The organism is Pseudomonas sp., assembly GCF_030150285.1.
Taxonomy (GTDB): Bacteria; Pseudomonadota; Gammaproteobacteria; order Pseudomonadales; family Pseudomonadaceae; genus Aquipseudomonas.
Genome location: NZ_JASLGE010000007.1, coordinates 14,769 through 33,533 on the forward strand (window position 1 = coordinate 14,769; position 18,765 = coordinate 33,533).

Sequence of the window (18,765 nt, forward strand, 5' to 3'; positions counted from 1 at the left end):
GTGTTCAGGGTTATTCGTAGGCAGTAACGCCGGCCAGGTGGCGCCCGGCGATATAGCCGAACGTGGCCGCGGGGCCCAGGTTGATTCCACCCGCGGGGTAATGCCCACCCATGATGCTGGCCATATCGGAGCCTGCCGCGTAGAGCCCTTTGATCGGCTGACCGGCAGAGTCGAGGACCTGAGCATGGGCATTGGTCTTGAGGCCTGCGAAGGTGCCGAAGCAGCCAGGCTCGACCTTGACCGCATAGAAGGGCCCCTGTTCGATGGGCGCGACGCAAGGGTTTGGCCCGTGCTGCGCATCACCCTGTTTGCGATTGTAGGGCGTGGTGCCGCGACCGAACTGAGGGTCTTCACCCTTGCGGGCGTGGTGGTTGTATGCCGCCAGGGTTTGGCTCAGGCCTGTAGGGTCAATCCCGCAGGCAGTCGCCAGCGCTTCGATGGAGTCGCCGGTTTTCAGGTAACCGGAGCGAATAAACGGCCCAACCGGCAGCGGGAAAGGCCGGGAAATGCCCAGGCCGTAGCGCCGTTGAAACGCGTGCGTGCAGATCAGCCAGGAGGCGACCTCGGTGCCCGGCGCGGCCGCGACCATCGCGGCGACATAATCGTAGTAGCCATTGGCTTCATTGACGAAGCGTTGGCCGTTCGCGAGTACGCCGATGATGCCTGGCTTGCCGCGTTCGATAATGTGCGCAAAGTGGCCGAAGCTGCCGTCTTTATAGGGCACTTTTGACACGGGGGCCCATGCGGCCGCGCAGGCCAGGTCGTCGGCGACCTGAGCGCCGACACGTTCACCCAAGCGCAAGCCATCACCATTGACGCCCAGCGGCGGCAAGGCCAGATGCTCATGGCCGGTTGGCGTGCGCGGGAAGAGTGCCTTGCGCCGCTCGATATCATTGGCAAAGCCCCCCGCTGCCAGCACGACACCCTTGCGCGCACGAACAGTGACGCGGCCCTGCGGGGTTTCAACCACGGCTCCGGTAACCCGGCCGTTTTCCTGCGTCAGGCCGGTGGCCGGTGCCGATGCCCAGAGCTGGACGCCAAGGTCTTCGGCCGACTTGGCCAAGCGGGCGATTAACGCGACGCCGTTGACCAGGTACATGGCGCGCCCCTTGAGCGCCAGGTCGATCAGGTGCTTGGCGAAGCGTTTGCTGACGTGTAACAGCGAACGCCAGGAGCGCGTCAGGGTGAGGAAGGCCGTCAGGTCGCTGCCGGCCATAATGGGCATGCCCATAAATGAGGTTTCGCGCATCGTCTTGCGCAGCCGCTTGAGCAGCTTGCCAACCTCGTAGGCATTGTAGGGGGCGGCGATGACCGAGCGGCCGCCGGTCCCCGCCCCCGGCGTGTCGCCGTGAATGTCGGCAATGGCGTTACCGTCGGCAAATTGCAAAGCGGTATGTCGCTCAAAGAACGAGACCATATTGGGCGCGGCTTCGAGAAAGGCATCAATCATGGCCGGATCGAAGTGCTCGCCCAATTCATGTTCAAGGTAGGTGCGCGGTTGCGAACGGTCTTCAATAATTCCGGCGCGCTGAGCCAATGGATTGCAAGGCACCCACATCCAGCCGCCGGACCACGCGGTAGCACCGCCGAACACCTCGTCCTTTTCGATCACGATCACGCGCTGACCATGCCACGCGGCCGTCACGGCGGCGCTCAGCCCGGCCGCGCCCGAGCCAATGACCAGAACATCGCAGTCCACCGTGTTGAGCAGGGAAGTGTCGGCAGGCATTACATTATCTCCTTAGGGGGGCAGTTCAGGTGGCGCGGGTTCACAGCGGCTCAATGATTGCTTTGGCTGCCGCCAGCGCCTGTCGGGCCCACACCTCGACGCCCACTTGCGCAACCCTTTGCTCGTGCGGGATCTCGACACTGACCGGGACCGGGGCGGTCAGGTTGCGCCAGATCCTGGCCAGGTCGATGTCGCCTTCGCCGGGTAGCCAACGCTCGCCACGAGCCGCCTGAATCAAAGCCTCATGGGTGCTCGGCCGCTGCGCCGGGCCATCGCATATTTGTGCGTAGTGCAGCCACTGCGGCGGAATTTTTTGCAGGTCCTCAAAGCGGCTGCCTGAACGATCAAAATGCAAGGCATCGACCAGAATGCCGCCATTGGCTCGATCGGCCTGTTCAACAATATGCAAGGCCGTGGCGAGGTCATTGACGGCCGTCCAGGGCATGAACTCCAGGTCCGCTGTCAGGCCGAAGGGGCGCATGGCGTCACAGAGCTGGGCGTAGTGTTCGATCAGCCGGCTTTGCTCGGGATCGTCACCGGCCACGAGCACGGCCTTGGCCCCCAATTGCGCACCGACCTCAAAAAAGGCCAGGTAACGGTCCAGGTCGAAGTGCCCATCGAGACGGATCAGCTCCAGGTCGAAGACCTTCACGCCGGTGTCGTTCATGCGCGCGAGCGTTTCGCGCAGCATGGGTTTGTCATCCATCAATGCATAGGCAATGGCCCCCGGGGCGACCGGTAGCAAGCGCAAGCCTGCCTGGTCATAGCCGGTACGGGCGGCCAGCTCGATCATCTCGGGAGGGCTGTAATTGAGCGCGGTCAGTTGGGCAATGGAATAGCTGGCTTGCATAGCCTGTCTCCGTAGTGGGGGAAAAGTGCGCTGAAATTCAGGTGGTCTGCGTGCGGATAGCCGACGCTCGACGCTGACGCCCCTTGACCCACAGCGCCATGACGCCAATCAGAGAAGGCACGGCGAGGAATAAAAAGACCTGACTGAAATTCCATTCGGCGGCCAGCATCAGCGCACCGATCCCGGCACCGCTGATAGCGCCCATGCGACCGATGCCGGTGGCCCAGCACACCCCGGTGGCACGGATCTGAGTGGGGTAGAAACTGGCGGCCAATGCATAGCCGCCCACGTTGACGCCGTTGAGGAAGTACCCCAGCAACAGGATCAGCGGGCAGAGGACCTGCATCGTCGGTTGCTGCAACGCAATGAGCACCGCGCAGATACCGCCGCACAGCATCGTCAGGCCGACGACTTTGTGATGGTTCCAGCGGTCCATCTTCATGCCGACGGTGAAGTTGCCCAGCATGCCGCCCACTTGCAGCAGGGAGCCCAGCAGTGCCGCTTCACTCAGGCTCAAGCCGGAATCGCGGCTCAGCAGCGGCAGCCAGCTCGATAGCAGGTACATGGTCAGCAGGCCCATAAACAGCGTGAGCCAGATCATGCAGGTGCCAAGGCTGTAGCCGGAGGCAAACAGTGCGCTGACTTTGCCCGTATTTTTGATCGACTCTTCGCTGCTGAAAAACCGAGTGTGGGCGCTGGCCAATCCAGGGGCGACTTTGTTGATTTCCTTGATCAGGCGATCTTTGAGTGCAGTGTGCTGGGCCAAAAAGCGGATGGACTCCGGCAGGCTTAACAGCAGCAGAAAAGCGAAGGCAATGGGCAGCACGCCGCCAACCGCCAGCACGGACCGCCAGCCAAAATGCTCGATCAACCAATCACTGCCCAACCCGCCCAGCGCCGCGCCAAAAGCAAAGCCGCAGTAGACGAACGAGACCATGTGGGAGCGGTAACGCTTGGGTGCAAATTCAGAAATCAGTGTGGCCGTATTGGGCATCGAAGCCCCCAGACCCACCCCGGTCAGAAAGCGCAGGATGGTCAGGCTGACGAGGCCGGTTGACCAGGCTGAAGCCAGGCTCCAGACCCCGAACAGCAGCACCGAACCGATGATCACCGGTCTACGGCCGAAACGATCGGCCAATGGGCCGGCAGTCAATGACCCAAATGCCAGGCCGAGCAGGCCGCTCATCATCACGGGGCCCAGGTCTTGACGCAGCAATCCCCAGTCATCCACCAGCGCGGGGGCGATGAAGCCCATCGCCGTTGTATCGAAACCATCAAAGACCAGCACCATAAAGCCCAGGAACAGCACCAACCATTGCCTGGCGCTCATCTTTCGAGCGTCCATGAAGGTGCTGACATCAAGGTTTGGAGAGTTCGACATTGTTGACTCCTGCTTTTTTGTTTTTATCAGAACGCCTTTCCTGGCCATGACGTGTTCTTGAGGTGCCAAGGCATTTGAGGGTTGAGGCCGTGATTCTACATTAAATGGAATACCATTCCATTAGTAAAAGCAGTTCCGATATGATTTTTATTGGGCAGAAAGCCAGCGCGTTGAATCCGCACTCAACAGCGAGGTTTCAGGAGAGGAAGGGGGGGCGGCCGGTTCGGAGTGACAGGCCGCGCTTAATCGGTGTGGCCGATCAGTTGGACGGTTCGCTGATGGGCGAGGTCATCATCGACAGCTTGGGCAGGCTGTCCAGGCTGATCGCGGTGATTTCTTCGGCGGCCTCCAGCAGGACTGTTTTCAGGGTGTGCATACGCTCCGGTGACAGGCGAACGCTGGGGCCGGCGATGCTGATGACGCCAATAACGTTTTGCTGCGAATCACGAATCGCCGTCGCCATTGCCGCTGCACCCATTTCAAAGCTTTCGTTGACCGTGGCATAGCCTTGGTCGCGTGCCAGTTGCAGCAGGCCAAGCAGTTGTTCAATGGTGGTCGCCGCGTTGGGGCCGTATTCTCCGGGCTTGGTCAGGCCCTGGCGATAAACCAGCTCCAGGGCGCGTTCGTTGCTCAGGCAGCTCAACCAGGCCAGCCCCGAAGCGGTGCAGCACAGTTTGGCTTCGGCACCGGCATCAGGGTCATAACGCAGGCCAGAGCGCGTTCCCTGGGCCTTGGAGATCCAGACCAGGTTGTCACCATCGACCATGCTCAAACGCACCAGCTCGCCGGACACCCGGGCCAGGCGTTCGAGTGCCGGCCGAGCCAAGTCGACCATGTCGCTCTGTGACAGGTGCTTGAGTGCAAGTGAAACCACTTTGAGGGCGAGAACATAATTGCCGTGCTGCTGGTCTTGGCGCACAAACCCCTGCTCGACCAGGCAATTGAGCATGCGGTGGGTTGCACTCGGAGGAATATCCAGGGCTTCAGCCACCTGCTGAAGGGGGAGCCCGGCTCTTTTTCCGGCTAATAGCTCAATAGCGTGCAGACCACGTTCCAGCGCATTACTCATAAATGTTCCTTGATGTGTGAGAGTTGAGCTCCCGACGAATATACGTATTGGAAGAGTATTCCAATCGTTATGCCGCTGCAAACGACGGAACACAGCCTGTGTAAACCCCGGCCGTTTCACGAGGCACCACGCGGGCAATCAGTGCTATTGCCCGTGTGGCGACCGTGGCGGTTTCAGAGTCCGAAAAATGTTTTGTAGCAGCCTAATTGCTCGCTGAGCATGTGGCTGCCGGGCTGCACAGGGTGGCCTGCAGCGTGCGCCATCCGTAACAGGCGGGTTTCGACGGGTTGCATGATGATGTCGGCCACCAGCGTTCCGGGTGCCAGGCTGGCAAGGTCAATCGGCAGCGGATCGTCATCCGACAGGCCTAATGGCGTGGCGTTGATGGCCAGGTCGACTGAGCCCAGGTGTTGCGGTTGAGCCACTGCACATCGCCCCGGCCAGTGTTGCTCTAGCCTGGCGAGCAGATCCCCGGCTTTGACGGTGTCGGGTTCTTGCAGATACAACCGCTCAACTCCGGATTGAAGCAGCGCGACAGCAATCGAGCTGCCGGCACCGCCGCCGCCAGCCAGTACGACACGCTTGCCGGCCAGTTCATACCCCTTGCGCTGCAGGCCCAGGACAAAGCCGGTACCGTCAAAGTTATCGGCCTCCCACTTGCCTTGTTCGTTGCGCCGCAGTGCGTTGGTGCTGCCGGAGACCTGCACGGCGAGGCTCAGGGTGTCTGCGAATTCGCGGGCGGCAAACTTGTGCGGAATGGTGATCAGCATGCCCGAGAAATTGTCCATCGCTTGCAGGCCGCGGATCACGGTCGCGAGTTGGGCAGGGCGGGCATGCGCCGCAATCATCACGGCATCCACACCTTCTTGCGCGAACACGGTGTTCAGTAACTGCGGGGCCTTTACCTGCTTGATCGGGTCACCGACCACGGCAAAAATTCGGGTAGCGCCTGTCGGACTCGGAATCAACACTTCAGACATTTTGTTCTCCTGGGGGTCTTGCATGGCCTATCGCCTGTGCCCGGTTCACCGCCCACCAAAGGTCGGTGGCAGGCAGGCATCATAGCAATATCGGAATTCAATTCCATAAATATATTGAATTCCTTGAGTGCCCTGTCACGGATGAAAAACGGCCTCATCCCGCGTCGATTTTTCAGCGTGAGGGGGCTCTCAGGCGCTCAGGCCCGGCACGCTGGCGCAACATCAGGTACCGGTCGTATGAAGGTTGACAGTGTTCATGGGCACGGTATCCTTCGCGGAGCCCGAATTTGGCGCCATTTAATGGATTCACGATGACTCATACCCCCGATCGCCGCACCAGCCTGCGACTGACCCATTCACAGCATGAAACCATTGGCCATCTGTGTGCAGCGGACGGGGGCAAAATGACCATGAGTGCGTGGATCGCACGGGCCATCGATGAAAAGATCCAGCGCGATACTGAGCTGGCTCTAACCCGCCCCACCCACACTGCTCGGCAAGGTCGGCGCTTTTACGAGTTTTTTGCCGGCGGCGGCATGGCGCGTGCAGGTTTGGGGCCGGAGTGGGAATGCCTGTTTGCCAACGATTTCAACCCCATGAAGGGCCGTGCTTACCGCGATAACTGGAACGGCGGGCTGGATTTGCTGGTGGAAGACATTAATAACGTCACCACCGGGCACTTGCCGGATCAGGCGGATCTGGTTTGGGCCTCTTTTCCGTGCCAGGACCTGTCACTGGCAGGTGTCTATAAAGGTATTGGGCGCGAGCAGGACGAGCAAAAGACCCGTTCAGGCACGTTCTGGCCGTTCTGGCAGCTTATGCGCGATCTCATGGCTGAAAAGCGTGCGCCCAAGGTCATTGTGCTGGAAAACGTCTACGGCATTTTGACGTCCAACAAAGGGGAAGACTTCGCCGCTATCGGTTCAGTCCTTTGCGAGGCGGGCTACCGGTTCGGCGCAATGGTGATTGATGCCCGCCACTTTTTGCCGCAGTCGCGCCCTCGGGTCTTTATTGTGGGCGTGCAGTCTGATGTGGCTATTCCAGCGGCGCTGGTCTCTGAAGTCCCTGTCACACCGTGGCACCCTGAGCGGATGGTGAAGGCTTATGCCGGGCTTTCCCAAGACGCTCGTGAAGCGTGGGTGTGGTGGAATTTGGCGCTTGCGCAAGCACGCACATCCAGTTTTATCGGGCTGATCGAAGCGCACCCCGAGGGCGTGAAATGGGACAGCGCGCAGAAAACTCAACAACTGCTCGCCATGATGAGCCCGACCAATCTGGACAAGGTGCGTGCTGCGCAACAGTCGGGCCAACGCATGGTTGGCGGGTTGTATAAACGCACCCGGCTGGATGAACAGGGCAACAAGGTGCAACGCGCCGAAGTGCGCTTCGACGACGTTGCCGGCTGTTTGCGCACCCCGGCAGGCGGGTCAAGCCGGCAAGTGATTCTGGTGGTCGAGGGCGAGCAGATTCAATCGCGCTTGTTGTCTGCGCGTGAAGCCGCGCGGCTTATGGGGCTGGACGATACCTACAAGCTGCCGGGCAATTACAACGACGCTTACCATGTGGTCGGTGATGGCGTGGCCGTGCCCGTGGTGCGCCACCTCGCGCAGTGTCTGTTTGAACCGCTATTGTCTGAGCCGAGCACCCACCGGCCAGCCCGCAAACAGCCGGTGGCCCTGGCGACGGACTCGCCTCAGTCGCTGCCATCGTCGGGCTGAGCTTGGGCAAACCCCAGTAAAGTGCGGTGGTATTTCTGCAGGCGGTCGAAGTGCGCGTCCATGGCGCGTGCGATTTGCGGTGAGTTTTTGACGGAAAGAAAGTGGTCGACGATTTGCGCGTAATGCACCGCCTGGCGCGGGAGCCGATGCGCCGGGTCCTGGCGCTCGCGAATTTCATCCGTGGGCATCACCTGAATCACCTGATCGGGTTCCGGTGTATCGCCATAGTCGGCGTAGGCAGGCACGGTGCCGTTCATCAACTGCGACTGGGGGTTGAACGCATGAAACAACTGCGCTTCAAGGTGGTTGATGGTGGCGATTGACGTCATGGGGTAGGTCCAGACGTATGCAATTTCCCACACGTCGATCTGCCGGTTGGCGATGATGTCTGAGCGCGCTGAGGTGAGGTGCCTCGACACTCGGTTGCGAATCCCATCCTTCGATTGGCCGACGTAAATGGGTACGTTGTCCAGATCGCACAGCACATACACCCCTTTGTCTCTGGTCAGCGTTTTGACTGCTTGTTTCCTGAAAGCAAAATCCGTCATTTCTATCCTTACAGTCGACGTTTTGGGAACGATTCGAATTTCATGGGCACTGGGGCACGCGTGGTTGAGGCGCGCCAGGCTGGCGTGAGGGGCCTTTGCTCCTAGCGTCGCGCTATGTCCGAAAAGTAGAACTTATCCAGGGTATGCCGCGATTCGGTGTACTCGAACTGTCGGCCGTCCTGCAAAAAAGTCTGGTTGCTGACCACGATCACATGGCTTTGGCTGCCCAGGTCGAGGTACTGCTGATCGTCCTTGTTGCGCAACACGGCTTCGATGGTGCGCTGGGCATAGCTGATCGGCAGGTTGAGGGTTTGTTCGATGTGGGCATAGATCGAGTGTTGGGCAATGTCCGGGGTGAGCCCGGGGATCAAGTCGTTCACAAAGTGGTTAATGTCCAGAATCACCCGTTTGCCATCAATGCGGCGCACCCGTTTGATTCGGGTGATCAGGCTACCGTCCTTGGCGTCGATGAACTCGCGCAGCGCGCCCTCCAGGGGAACGTGCGTGAACTCGACCACCTCGGTGCTGACATCATCGCCTATGCCTGGGCTGGTTTCCCGAAAGCTGACGATGCCACCCAGTTGAAACTCAATCGGGCTGGAGGACAGCACGAAGGTGCCTTTGCCATGAATTTTTTGCGCAAAGCCGCGTTCCTGAAGCTGTTCTATCGCCTTGCGCACAGTGCCGCGGCTGGCTTGATAACGGGTTATCAGTTCAGTTTCTGACGGCAAGCGTGCGCCGCGTACCAGACGTTCAGTCGTGATGCTGGCAAGCAGATCGGTGTAGATCTGGTTGTATTTAGTCATGGCGATGGCTCTGTGCCGTTGGGTGTTCAGGGCCCGAACCATAAGGGCTGGACCCGGGTAGCGCAAGGTTTTAGACCGTGGCGTGGAGCCCGGTGCGGTATTTTTTTTGCCAACTCGTCTGTACCAGTTATTGATTTAACTCGTACAGACGAGTACGTTTCGTTTCAGCGTGCTGCCATAACGACGCTCCATAATAAAAATGCCAAGCGGAAGACGACGCATGAGCCACGATTATTCGAAGATCGCCAGCGAGTTGCTGCACAGCCTCGGTGGTGTCGACAACATTGAGCAGGCCGCCCATTGCGTGACGCGCTTGCGCCTGTCACTGAAGGACCCGACGCGGGTCGACAGCGCAACCTTGAACCAGATTGATCTGGTCAAGGGCTCGTTTTTGACCGGCGGCGTGTACCAGATCGTGATTGGCCCAGGTGAAGTCGAAAAGATCTACGCCGCCTTGCGTGAGCAAACCGGCCTGGCCGCCGCCACCCTTGCAGACGTCAAGCAAACGGGTGCCGACAAGGCCAATGCCTTGCAACGCCTGGTGCGCGTGTTTTCCGATGTGTTTATGCCCATCCTGCCCGCGTTGATCATTGCCGGGCTGTTGATGGGCGTGAACAACCTGCTGGGTGCCAAAGGCATGTTCATTGCCGATAAAACCCTGCTCCAGGCTTACCCCTCACTGGACGGTGTGTGGAGCCTGATCAACCTCATGGCCAACACCTCGTTTGTGTTCCTGCCCGCCCTGGTGGGCTGGTCGGCGGCCAAGCGCTTTGGTGGCAGCGAAATCCTTGGCATTGTGCTGGGCCTGATGCTGGTCCACCCCGACCTGCTCAATGCCTGGAACTACGGCAAGGCCGTGGCTGGGCTAGAGGGCCAAAGCCTGCCGTACTTCAACATTCTGGGTGTGTTCCAGATTGAGAAGGTTGGCTACCAGGGGCAAATCCTGCCGATCCTGATGGCCACCTATGTGATGAGCGTGATCGAGAAATGGCTGCGGGCCCGGGTGCCCAATGCCATTCAGTTGCTGGTGGTGCCCATCACCACCATCGTCATTACCGGCGTGCTGGCGCTGGCGATTATTGGCCCGGTGACCCGTCACCTGGGCATTCTGATCACCGAAGGCGTGGTGCTGCTGTTTGACGTGGCCCCCGTACTGGGGGGCATGATTTTTGGCCTGCTGTACGCGCCGCTGGTGATCACCGGCATGCACCACATGTTCCTCGCCGTGGACCTGCAACTGATTGCCACCCACGGCGGCACGTTTATCTGGCCGATGATCGTGATGTCCAACCTGGCCCAGGGCAGTGCCGCGCTGGGGGTGTTCTACATGAGCCGCAACGTGCGCGAACGCAGCATGGCGTCCACCTCGGCGGTCTCGGCGTATTTCGGCATCACTGAACCGGCGATGTTCGGGATCAACCTGCGTTACAAATTTCCGTTTTACGCCGCGCTGGTCGGCTCGGCCCTGGGCAGCATTTTCCTGTCGCTGAACAAGGTGCAGGCCTCGGCCATTGGGGTTGGTGGCTTGCCGGGCTTTATCTCGATCATTCCCCAGTACATCCCGATGTTCGTGATCGGCATGCTCGTGGCCCTCGTCGTGCCCTTTGCGCTGACCTGCGCCCTGAGCCTGAAAATTATCCGCCCCGGCTACCGCGTCGCCTGACCCTCGTTCTGTAGTCGCTGCCGAAGGCTGCGATGGGCTGCGAAGCGGCCCCTTTTACAACGATTATGCAAGGAGCCTCTCATGCAAGACTGGCAGCGTTCGGTGATCTATCAGATCTACCCAAAAAGTTTTCACAGCCACGCGGGCAACGCCACCGGTGACTTGCTGGGCGTGGTCGACAAGCTCGATTACCTGCAATGGCTGGGGGTTGATTACCTGTGGCTGACGCCGTTTTTGCGCTCGCCGCAGCGTGACAACGGCTATGACATCAGCGACTACTACGCCATCGACCCGAGTTACGGCAGCATGGCCGATTGCGAGTTGCTGATTCGCGAGGCCAAGGTGCGCGGCATGAAGCTGATGCTCGATATCGTGGTCAATCACACGTCCATCGAGCACGAGTGGTTCCAGCAAGCACGCAGCAGCCTCGACAACCCGTACCGCGATTTTTATATCTGGCGCGACCAGCCGAACAACTGGGAGTCCAAGTTTGGCGGTTCGGCCTGGGAGTACGAGGCGCAAACCGGCCAGTATTATTTGCACCTGTTTGACCACACCCAGGCCGACCTGAATTGGGACAACCCCAAGGTGCGCGCCGAAGTGTACAAACTGATGGGCTTTTGGCGTGACAAGGGTGTGGGCGGTTTCCGCCTGGACGTGATCAACCTGATCTCCAAGCCTGTGCACTTTCCTGAAGACAGCAGCGACGGGCGGCGTTTCTACACCGACGGCCCCCAGGTGCACGAGTACTTGCAAGAGATGCATCGCGAGGTTTTCGCCGGGCACGATCTGGTCAGCGTCGGTGAAATGTCATCCACGAGCCTCGACCATTGCATTCGCTACTCAAACCCTCAAAGCCGCGAACTGTCGATGACGTTCAACTTCCATCACTTGAAAGTGGACTACCCGAACATGCAGAAGTGGGTGCGCGCCGACTTCGATTTCCTTGAACTCAAGCGCATCCTCTCGAACTGGCAAGTGGGCATGCAGGCGGGTGGCGGCTGGAACGCGCTGTTCTGGTGTAACCATGATCAGCCTCGGGCTGTGTCGCGCTTTGGTGATGACGGCGAGCATCGCGTGGTCTCGGCCAAAATGCTCGCCACGGCGCTGCATTGCCTGCAAGGCACACCGTATGTGTACCAGGGTGAAGAAATCGGCATGACCAACCCGGGGTTTGAGCGCATCGAGCAGTACCGCGACGTCGAAACCCTGAACATCTACCGCCTCAAGCGCGAGGCGGGCGAGCCCCATGACGCGGTGATGGCCGCCATTCAGCAAAAGTCTCGGGACAACAGCCGCACGCCGATGCAATGGAGCCAGCAGGCCAATGCCGGTTTCAGTACGGCTGAGCCGTGGATCGGCATTCCTGAAAACGCCGCGTTGATCAACGTCGAAGCCCAACGCAATGACCCGAACTCGGTGCTGCACCATTACCGTCAATTGATCGCCTTGCGCCGTGAAGAAGCTTTGCTGCAGCACGGTGAATATCACGAATTGCTGCCCGATCATCCGCACGTGTGGGCGTATCTGCGCCAAGGCGAAGGCGAGCGCCTGCTGGTGGTCAACAACTTCTACGGCACACCGTGTGACATCGACCTTGCGGGCATTACCGCAGGCCAGTCGCAGCGGTTGCTGATCAGCAACTACGACGACAACCCGATGCGTACCGGCGCCATCACCTTGCGTCCGTACGAGTCGTTTGCCCTGCACCTGAAGGATTAATCGCCGTAGAAGCGAGCTTGCTCGCGATCTTTTAACGATCAAAAGATCGCGAGCAAGCGAGCGCCTACAGAAATGACGTGGTTTCAACTCCAATAAAAATAAAAAAGGTCGTTATGAAAACCCTACTTAATCGCAGCATTTTTACCGCGTGCGTGTGCTTGTTGGCACCACTTTCGGCGCAGGCACTGCAATTCTCCGGGTACTTGCGCAGCGGTATCGGCAACTCGCTTGAGGGCGGCAAACAGTCCTGTTTCAAGCTGCCCGGCGCTGAGGCCAAATACCGCCTGGGCAACGAGTGTGAGCAGTACGCCGAACTGGAGCTGCGCCAGGATGTGTACAGCTTTGACGACGGTTCGGTGCTGAGCGTCGATGGCATGGCGTCGCTGTATAACCTGTACAACCGCAACCTCACCTTTCAGGGCGACAACGGTTCGGCGCGTTTGCCGCAGTTGTATGCGCAATGGTCCAACCTGCCGAGCCTCAATGGCGGTTCGCTGTGGGCCGGGCGGCGTTACTACAAACGCAATGACATCCATATCTCCGACTTCTACTACTGGAACCAGAGCGCGACCGGCGCAGGCATTGAAGATGTAGTGATTGGCGGCCTGAAATACAGCTATGCCCTGTCGCGCAAAGACAGCTTGTATCAGGAAAACTACGTCACCCGTCACGACTTCAACGTCGCGGGCTTCAATACCAACCCCGGCGGCCAGCTGGAGTTCGGCCTCAGCTATCTGGAAAAACCGCAGCGCACCGAAGCGCACAGCGGCTGGGCCATCACGGCGCAGCACGTACAAAGCGATTTTTGGGGGGGCCAAAACAAGTTGGCGCTGCAGTACGGTGAAGGTTCCGGTACCGGGTTGGGTTACACCGGCGACACCCGGCTGGACAACAGCAGCAAACGCTACCGCCTTGTCGAGTTTTTTGACTGGCAAGTGACGCCGCGTTTTGGCGGTCAGATTGAAGCGGTGTATCAAAAGGATTTTCGCCCGGATGGCGGCAATCAGGTGTGGTGGTCGGTGGGCGTTCGCCCGGCTTATGCCGTGACTGAGCAGTTCAAGCTGGTAACAGAGCTGGGGCACGATCAGGTCAAGGCCACCGGCGGCACGCGCACATTAAGCAAGTTCACCTTCGCGCCGACCTGGTCGCCCAACGGGCCGGGGTTCTGGGCACGACCTGAAGTGCGTGTGTATTACACCTACGCCAGTTGGAACAAAGCGGCGCAACGGGCGGCCACTCTACAGGACGCCGGTTCAGCCCTGTCTGACAGCGGTGCTTTTGGCTCGGCGCGGCACGGGTCAAACGCCGGGGTACAAATCGAATACTGGTGGAAATAAACCACGCTGCCGGGGGCGCATGCGCCACGGGTCTTTAACCGAATCTACTGCAGGTGAAGTCATGGTCACATCCCAACAATTGGAACTGCTGGCACCTTTGTCCGGCGTGCTCGTCCCGCTGGATACGGTGCCGGATCCGGTGTTTGCCAGCCGCCTGATCGGCGACGGGGTGTGCATCGACCCCACCTCGCAACGGTTACATGCGCCATTGGCCGGGGTGATCAGCAACCTGCAGCACACCGGGCACGCCATCAGCATCACCCACGACAGCGGCGTGCAGGTGTTGCTGCACATCGGCCTGGACACCGTGAACCTGGGCGGCAAGGGCTTCACCTGCCATGTGGTTGAAGGTCAGCGGGTTGAAGCCGGTGATGCCCTCATTGAGTTCGACGCCGACTACCTGGCCTTGCATGCTCGCAGCCTGCTGACGCTGATGCTGATCGTCAGTGGCGAGCCGTTTGCGTTGCAGGTCGAGGGCGGTGCGTTGGTCGACAGCGCGCAGCCGCTGTTGCGGGTGCAACCGGGTGGCGGTGGCCCCGTGACGGAAATAACCGACAGCGAAACGCTGACGTCAGCGCCGCAACCCCTGCCGAACCTTAATGGCTTGCACGCTCGCCCCGCCGCGGTGCTGGCCCAGGCCGCCAAAGGGTTTGACGCAACCGTCCACCTGCACACTGCCCGCAGCAGCGCCAATGCCAAGTCACTGGTGGCGATCATGGCGTTGCAAACCGTGCACGGTGACGCGGTGCGGGTGAGCGCGGCCGGGCCTGACGCCGAGGCGGCGCTCAAGGCCTTGACCGAACTGTTAGCGGCAGGGTGTGGCGAAGGCGCGGTGATCGCCGTGGTGCCGGAGCCGGAGCCGGAGCACAAGGTGCTTGTCGAGCCCGGCGACGTATTGAGCGGTGTGTGCGCGTCATCGGGGTCGGCCTTTGGCTATGTCGTGCAGATCACCGAACAACGTTTGGACATCGTTGAAGCGGGCACCGGGGTTCAGCCCGAAACTGACCGCTTGCAACAGGCCTTGGCGCACGCGGGCCAGGCCTTGCAAGCGTTGTGTGACACCGCGCCGGGCAAGGCCCAGCGCGATATTTTCAAAGCGCATCAGGCGTTGCTGGAAGATCCGGGGCTCTTGACTCAGGCTCAGAACCTGATTGACCAGGGTAAAAGTGCCGCCTTTGCCTGGCACGGCGCGACCCAAGCCACCTCGACCTTATTCAAGGGGCTGGGCAATCGTTTGCTGGCCGAGCGGGCGCTGGACCTGGACGATGTGGGCCAACGGGTGCTCAGGTGGCTGCTGGGGGTGGATGACACGGCCATGAGCCTGCCGGAGCGGGCGATCCTGATTGCTGAGCAGCTCACGCCCTCTCAAACCGCCGCACTTGACACCCAAAAAGTGGTGGGTTTTGCCACCGTGGGCGGCGGCGCAACCAGTCACGTCGCCATCCTGGCCCGCGCATTGGGGCTGCCAGCGCTGTGTGGTATGCCGCAGCAGGTGCTAAGCGTGGCGGACGGCTCGCCGGTATTGCTCGATGCGTACACGGGCCAATTGCACGTGCGGCCCGATACGGCGCAGGTCGAACACCTCGAGGCCCAACACGCCCGGCAGCACGCGCGGCACCAGCGCGACCTGCAACAAGCTTCGCTGGCGGCGAAAACCCTGGACGGCCATCGTATTGAAGTCAGCGCCAATATCGCTTCGCTGGCCGAGGCGCAGCAGGCTGTTGCGCTGGGCGCAGAGGGCGTGGGCCTGCTGCGCTCGGAGTTTCTCTACCTGGAACGCAGCCACGCCCCCAGTCACGAGGAACAAGCCCATACCTACAGCGCCATCGCCCGTACCGTTGGGGCCGACCATAACCTGGTGGTACGTACGCTGGATGTCGGCGGCGACAAACCACTGGCCTATGTACCGATGGCACACGAGACCAACCCGTTTTTGGGCATGCGCGGTATTCGCCTGTGCCTGGAGCGCCCAGAGTTGTTGCGTGAACAGTTTCGGGCGATGCTGGCCTGCGTTGACCTGGCGCGGCTGCACATCATGTTACCGATGGTCACCCAGGTGTCAGAGGTGCGCCGGGCCCGTCAATTGCTGCAAGAGCAGGCGCAGGCGCTGGGCATCACCGCGTTACCCAAACTGGGGATCATGATTGAAGTCCCCGCCGCGGCCTTGATGGCTGACGTGTTGGCCCCTGAAGTCGATTTCTTTTCGATAGGCACCAACGACCTGACCCAATACACCCTGGCGATGGACCGCGATCACCCGCGTTTGGCCAGCCAGGCCGACAGCCTTCACCCGGCGGTGCTGCGCTTGATCGCGACCACGGTCAAGGCCGCCCATGCCCACAGCAAATGGGTGGGCGTGTGCGGTGCATTGGCCTCCGAAGCACTGGCGGTACCCGTGTTGTTGGGGTTGGGCGTTGATGAACTGTCGGTGAGCGTACCGTTGATCCCCGCGATCAAGGCCCGGGTACGCGAGTTGGACCTTGCCGACTGCCAGGCCCTGGCCGCGCAGGTGCTGGGTCTCGAAAGTGCTGAGCAGGTCCGTGTGGCCTTGCAGGCTCAATCCCACGTGTTGGAGTACTGAACATGTTCGCCAAATGGCAGCAGGCCTTCTGGAAAGCGTTGACCCCGGATCTGGTGGAAGACAAGGCGACGGAGCCACCCGCTTCGTCGCTGGACGGTGCGGTACTGGCGGCCTTGGGAGGGGCCAGCAACCTCAAGTCGCAACAACGCGTTGCCCTGACCCGGGTTCGTGTGGAACTCAACGACGCCACAAGGCTCGACCTTCACGCGCTGAACGCGGCTGGCGTACCGGGCGTAATGACCTTGGCGGGCGGCGTCGTGCACCTGATCGTCGGGCGCTGAGCCCTGATCGGCACGCGCTTGCCAGTGCCCGCCTGCGGCAGTTAGCCACCCCGGCCTTACGGTTTCGTAACTGCGGGTGTATCGTATTCGCCTTTTGCGGGTCTGTGGCCTGCGCCGGATACGAGAGGTAGTTGAACCCATGTCCTTTACCCGTCGACAAATACTCGGTGGTTTAGCCGGCCTGGTCGTGGTGGGTGTGGGCGCAGGAGGCGCTTCGCGTTACTGGTTGGGAAAAATGGCGGATGCCGACGCGGGCCACGATTACGAGTTGATCGCCGCCCCGCTGGACGTCGAACTGGTGCCCGGTCACCAGACCGAGGCCTGGGCCTTTGGCCCTTCGGCACCGGGTACCGAGTTGCGGGTACGCCAGGGTGAATGGCTGCGGGTGCGCTTTATCAACCACCTGCCCGTGGCCACCACGATTCATTGGCACGGCATCCGCCTGCCGCTGGAAATGGACGGCGTGCCGTATGTCTCGCAGTTGCCGGTGTTGCCGGGCGAGTACTTCGATTACACATTCCGCGTGCCGGACGCCGGCAGCTTCTGGTATCACCCCCACGTCAACAGCAGCGAAGAACTGGGCCGTGGCCTGGTGGGGCCGCTGATTGTGGAGGAGCGTGAGCCCACCGGCTTCAAGCACGAGCGCACCCTGAGCATCAAAAACTGGCACGTTGATGAAGAAGGTGGGTTCCTGCCGTTCAGCATCACCCGCGAAGCGGCGCGTGGCGGTACACCGGGGCGCCTGTCGACGATCAACGGCAGCCATGTGCCGACGGTTGATTTGCCGGCCGGGCAGATCACCCGTGTGCGCCTGCTCAACCTCGACAACACGCTGACCTACCGCCTGAATATTCCGGGTGTTGAGGCCAGAATCTATGCGCTGGACGGCAACCCCATCGAGCCACGCCCGTTGGGCAAGGATTACTGGCTGGGCCCTGGCATGCGTATTTGCCTGGCCATCAAGGCCCCGGCGGCGGGCGAAGAGTTGTCGCTGCGCGACGGGCCTGTGCGATTGGGCACATTGCGTTCGGTGCCCAACAGTGAGGCTCCAGGCGAGTGGCCGCCGGCTTTGCCTGCCAACCCGATTGCCGAACCCGACATGGCCAATGCCGAGAAGATTAACTTCAACTTCGAATGGGTCGGTTCGGTGTCCGAGAATCAGGACAGCGACCAACCGCCCAGCCTGTGGCAAATCAACGGGGTGGCCTGGGATATCAAGGACAAGACCTGCGCCGACCGGCCGATTGCCAAGCTTGAACTGGGCAAGAGCTATATTTTTGAACTCAAGAACATGACGCAGTACCAGCACCCGATTCATTTGCACGGCATGACCTTCAAGGTGCTGGCCTCCAACCGTCATAAAATCACGCCGTACTTCACCGACACTTATCTGTTGGGTAAAAACGAGCGTGCCCGGGTTGCCCTGGTGGCGGATAATCCCGGCGTGTGGATGTTCCACTGCCATGTGATCGATCACATGGAAACCGGTCTTATGGCAGCTATCGAGGTTTCGTAATGCGGCAGCCGCAAATCATTGATCGCAGCCGCGATCAGCATTTCATGCGTGAAGCCCTGGCGCTGGCCGCTGAAGGGGCGATGTTGGGCGAGGTGCCGGTGGGCGCGGTGCTGGTGCACGACGGCGTGATCATCGGCCGCGGCTTCAACTGCCCGATCAGCGGCAGCGACCCCAGCGCCCACGCCGAAATGGTCGCCATCCGCGCCGCCGCCCAGGCCGTGAGCAACTACCGGCTGCCGGGCAGTACGCTGTACGTCACGCTGGAGCCGTGCAGCATGTGCGCGGGCTTGATCGTGCATTCGCGTGTCGCTCGGGTGGTGTATGGCGCGACCGAGCCGAAAGCGGGGGTGGTGCAGAGTCAGGGGCAGTTTTTCACCCAGCCGTTTCTCAACCATCGGGTGTTGTTTGAGGGCGGCGTGTTGGGCGAGGAGTGCGGGACGATGCTGAGTGAGTTTTTCAGGATGAGAAGGGCGAAGGGCTGATTACACGAGGATGGGGGTCCATACTCACTTTTTGCGGTGTTGTCGGGAGTTCTGCCTAACGGCAGAAGCGTTTCGACTTCGTCGAGTTACTTTGTTTCGGCA

The 18,765-nt window shown here is 60.6% G+C and carries 15 protein-coding genes; 8 read left to right on the forward strand and 7 right to left on the reverse strand.

The features are described 5' to 3' along the window. Positions 1 to 10 precede the first annotated feature (10 nt). The 5 genes from Q1W15_RS00905 to Q1W15_RS00925 all read right to left on the reverse strand — a co-directional run bounded on the left by Q1W15_RS00905 (position 11) and on the right by Q1W15_RS00925 (position 6,009). On the reverse strand, positions 11 to 1,729 hold the full coding sequence (locus Q1W15_RS00905) for an FAD-dependent oxidoreductase (RefSeq protein ID WP_300719644.1): 1,719 nt from the start codon (positions 1,727 to 1,729) through the stop codon (positions 11 to 13). A gap of 40 nt (positions 1,730 to 1,769) precedes the next feature. Next, the gene (locus Q1W15_RS00910; protein WP_300719646.1) at positions 1,770 to 2,579 is read right to left on the reverse strand and encodes a TIM barrel protein; all 810 of its coding nucleotides are present in this window, start codon (positions 2,577 to 2,579) and stop codon (positions 1,770 to 1,772) included. A 37-nt stretch (positions 2,580 to 2,616) separates the two neighbouring features. Further along, entirely contained in the window at positions 2,617 to 3,960 is a 1,344-nt protein-coding gene (locus tag Q1W15_RS00915) for an aromatic acid/H+ symport family MFS transporter (RefSeq protein ID WP_300719648.1), read from the reverse strand. A gap of 259 nt (positions 3,961 to 4,219) precedes the next feature. Beyond that, complete coding sequence (locus Q1W15_RS00920) at positions 4,220 to 5,029, reverse strand: IclR family transcriptional regulator (RefSeq protein WP_300719650.1); 810 nt, start codon at positions 5,027 to 5,029, stop codon at positions 4,220 to 4,222. 173 nt (positions 5,030 to 5,202) lie between these two features. Next, entirely contained in the window at positions 5,203 to 6,009 is an 807-nt protein-coding gene (locus Q1W15_RS00925; RefSeq protein WP_300719652.1) for a shikimate dehydrogenase, read from the reverse strand. Positions 6,010 to 6,320: 311 nt separating this feature from the next. On the opposite strand from Q1W15_RS00925, the gene Q1W15_RS00930 reads away from it, so the two are divergent. Continuing rightward, positions 6,321 to 7,727 (forward strand): DNA cytosine methyltransferase, encoded by a 1,407-nt coding sequence (locus Q1W15_RS00930; RefSeq protein ID WP_367280617.1) that lies wholly within the window; start codon positions 6,321 to 6,323, stop codon positions 7,725 to 7,727. On the opposite strand, the gene Q1W15_RS00935 is transcribed toward Q1W15_RS00930, so the two are convergent. Beyond that, entirely contained in the window at positions 7,703 to 8,275 is a 573-nt protein-coding gene (locus Q1W15_RS00935) for a GIY-YIG nuclease family protein (protein ID WP_300719654.1), read from the reverse strand. The two genes, Q1W15_RS00930 and Q1W15_RS00935, sit on opposite strands and share 25 nt — an antisense overlap. Before the next feature lie 101 nt (positions 8,276 to 8,376). Then, on the reverse strand, positions 8,377 to 9,081 hold the full coding sequence (treR, locus tag Q1W15_RS00940) for a trehalose operon repressor (protein WP_300719656.1): 705 nt from the start codon (positions 9,079 to 9,081) through the stop codon (positions 8,377 to 8,379). 220 nt (positions 9,082 to 9,301) lie between these two features. On the opposite strand from treR, the gene treP reads away from it, so the two are divergent. From treP to tadA, 7 genes are all read left to right on the forward strand, one after another. Next, on the forward strand, positions 9,302 to 10,744 hold the full coding sequence (gene treP, locus Q1W15_RS00945) for a PTS system trehalose-specific EIIBC component (RefSeq protein ID WP_300719658.1): 1,443 nt from the start codon (positions 9,302 to 9,304) through the stop codon (positions 10,742 to 10,744). Between the two features lie 81 nt (positions 10,745 to 10,825). Beyond that, the gene (gene treC, locus Q1W15_RS00950; RefSeq protein WP_300719660.1) at positions 10,826 to 12,466 is read left to right on the forward strand and encodes an alpha,alpha-phosphotrehalase; all 1,641 of its coding nucleotides are present in this window, start codon (positions 10,826 to 10,828) and stop codon (positions 12,464 to 12,466) included. A gap of 113 nt (positions 12,467 to 12,579) precedes the next feature. Further along, positions 12,580 to 13,803 (forward strand): carbohydrate porin, encoded by a 1,224-nt coding sequence (locus tag Q1W15_RS00955; RefSeq protein ID WP_300719662.1) that lies wholly within the window; start codon positions 12,580 to 12,582, stop codon positions 13,801 to 13,803. Between the two features lie 61 nt (positions 13,804 to 13,864). After that, positions 13,865 to 16,384 (forward strand): phosphoenolpyruvate--protein phosphotransferase, encoded by a 2,520-nt coding sequence (ptsP, locus tag Q1W15_RS00960; protein ID WP_300719664.1) that lies wholly within the window; start codon positions 13,865 to 13,867, stop codon positions 16,382 to 16,384. A gap of 2 nt (positions 16,385 to 16,386) precedes the next feature. After that, positions 16,387 to 16,665: a PTS transporter subunit EIIB gene (locus Q1W15_RS00965; RefSeq protein ID WP_300719666.1), complete on the forward strand. Its 279-nt coding sequence runs from the start codon at positions 16,387 to 16,389 to the stop codon at positions 16,663 to 16,665. Between the two features lie 139 nt (positions 16,666 to 16,804). Continuing rightward, on the forward strand, positions 16,805 to 18,181 hold the full coding sequence (locus tag Q1W15_RS00970; RefSeq protein ID WP_300719668.1) for a multicopper oxidase family protein: 1,377 nt from the start codon (positions 16,805 to 16,807) through the stop codon (positions 18,179 to 18,181). Then, positions 18,181 to 18,663 carry a tRNA adenosine(34) deaminase TadA gene (gene tadA / locus Q1W15_RS00975; protein WP_300719670.1) on the forward strand — a complete coding sequence of 161 codons (483 nt, stop codon included), beginning with the start codon at positions 18,181 to 18,183 and terminating at the stop codon, positions 18,661 to 18,663. The genes Q1W15_RS00970 and tadA overlap by 1 nt, the downstream gene beginning before the upstream one ends. Positions 18,664 to 18,765 lie beyond the last annotated feature (102 nt).

Bases quoted from the DNA above. Each gene is read 5' to 3' on its own strand.
- Q1W15_RS00965 (WP_300719666.1), top strand. From the start codon at position 16,387: ATGTTCGCCAAATGGCAGCAGGCCTTCTGGAAAGCGTTGACCCCGGAT.
- Q1W15_RS00915 (WP_300719648.1), bottom strand. From the start codon at position 3,960: ATGTCGAACTCTCCAAACCTTGATGTCAGCACCTTCATGGACGCTCGA.
- ptsP (WP_300719664.1), top strand. From the start codon at position 13,865: ATGGTCACATCCCAACAATTGGAACTGCTGGCACCTTTGTCCGGCGTG.
- Q1W15_RS00970 (WP_300719668.1), top strand. From the start codon at position 16,805: ATGTCCTTTACCCGTCGACAAATACTCGGTGGTTTAGCCGGCCTGGTC.
- Q1W15_RS00910 (WP_300719646.1), bottom strand. From the start codon at position 2,579: ATGCAAGCCAGCTATTCCATTGCCCAACTGACCGCGCTCAATTACAGC.
- Q1W15_RS00925 (WP_300719652.1), bottom strand. From the start codon at position 6,009: ATGTCTGAAGTGTTGATTCCGAGTCCGACAGGCGCTACCCGAATTTTT.
- Q1W15_RS00905 (WP_300719644.1), bottom strand. From the start codon at position 1,729: ATGCCTGCCGACACTTCCCTGCTCAACACGGTGGACTGCGATGTTCTG.
- tadA (WP_300719670.1), top strand. From the start codon at position 18,181: ATGCGGCAGCCGCAAATCATTGATCGCAGCCGCGATCAGCATTTCATG.
- treR (WP_300719656.1), bottom strand. From the start codon at position 9,081: ATGACTAAATACAACCAGATCTACACCGATCTGCTTGCCAGCATCACG.
- treP (WP_300719658.1), top strand. From the start codon at position 9,302: ATGAGCCACGATTATTCGAAGATCGCCAGCGAGTTGCTGCACAGCCTC.
- Q1W15_RS00935 (WP_300719654.1), bottom strand. From the start codon at position 8,275: ATGACGGATTTTGCTTTCAGGAAACAAGCAGTCAAAACGCTGACCAGA.
- Q1W15_RS00920 (WP_300719650.1), bottom strand. From the start codon at position 5,029: ATGAGTAATGCGCTGGAACGTGGTCTGCACGCTATTGAGCTATTAGCC.
- Q1W15_RS00930 (WP_367280617.1), top strand. From the start codon at position 6,321: ATGACTCATACCCCCGATCGCCGCACCAGCCTGCGACTGACCCATTCA.
- Q1W15_RS00955 (WP_300719662.1), top strand. From the start codon at position 12,580: ATGAAAACCCTACTTAATCGCAGCATTTTTACCGCGTGCGTGTGCTTG.
- treC (WP_300719660.1), top strand. From the start codon at position 10,826: ATGCAAGACTGGCAGCGTTCGGTGATCTATCAGATCTACCCAAAAAGT.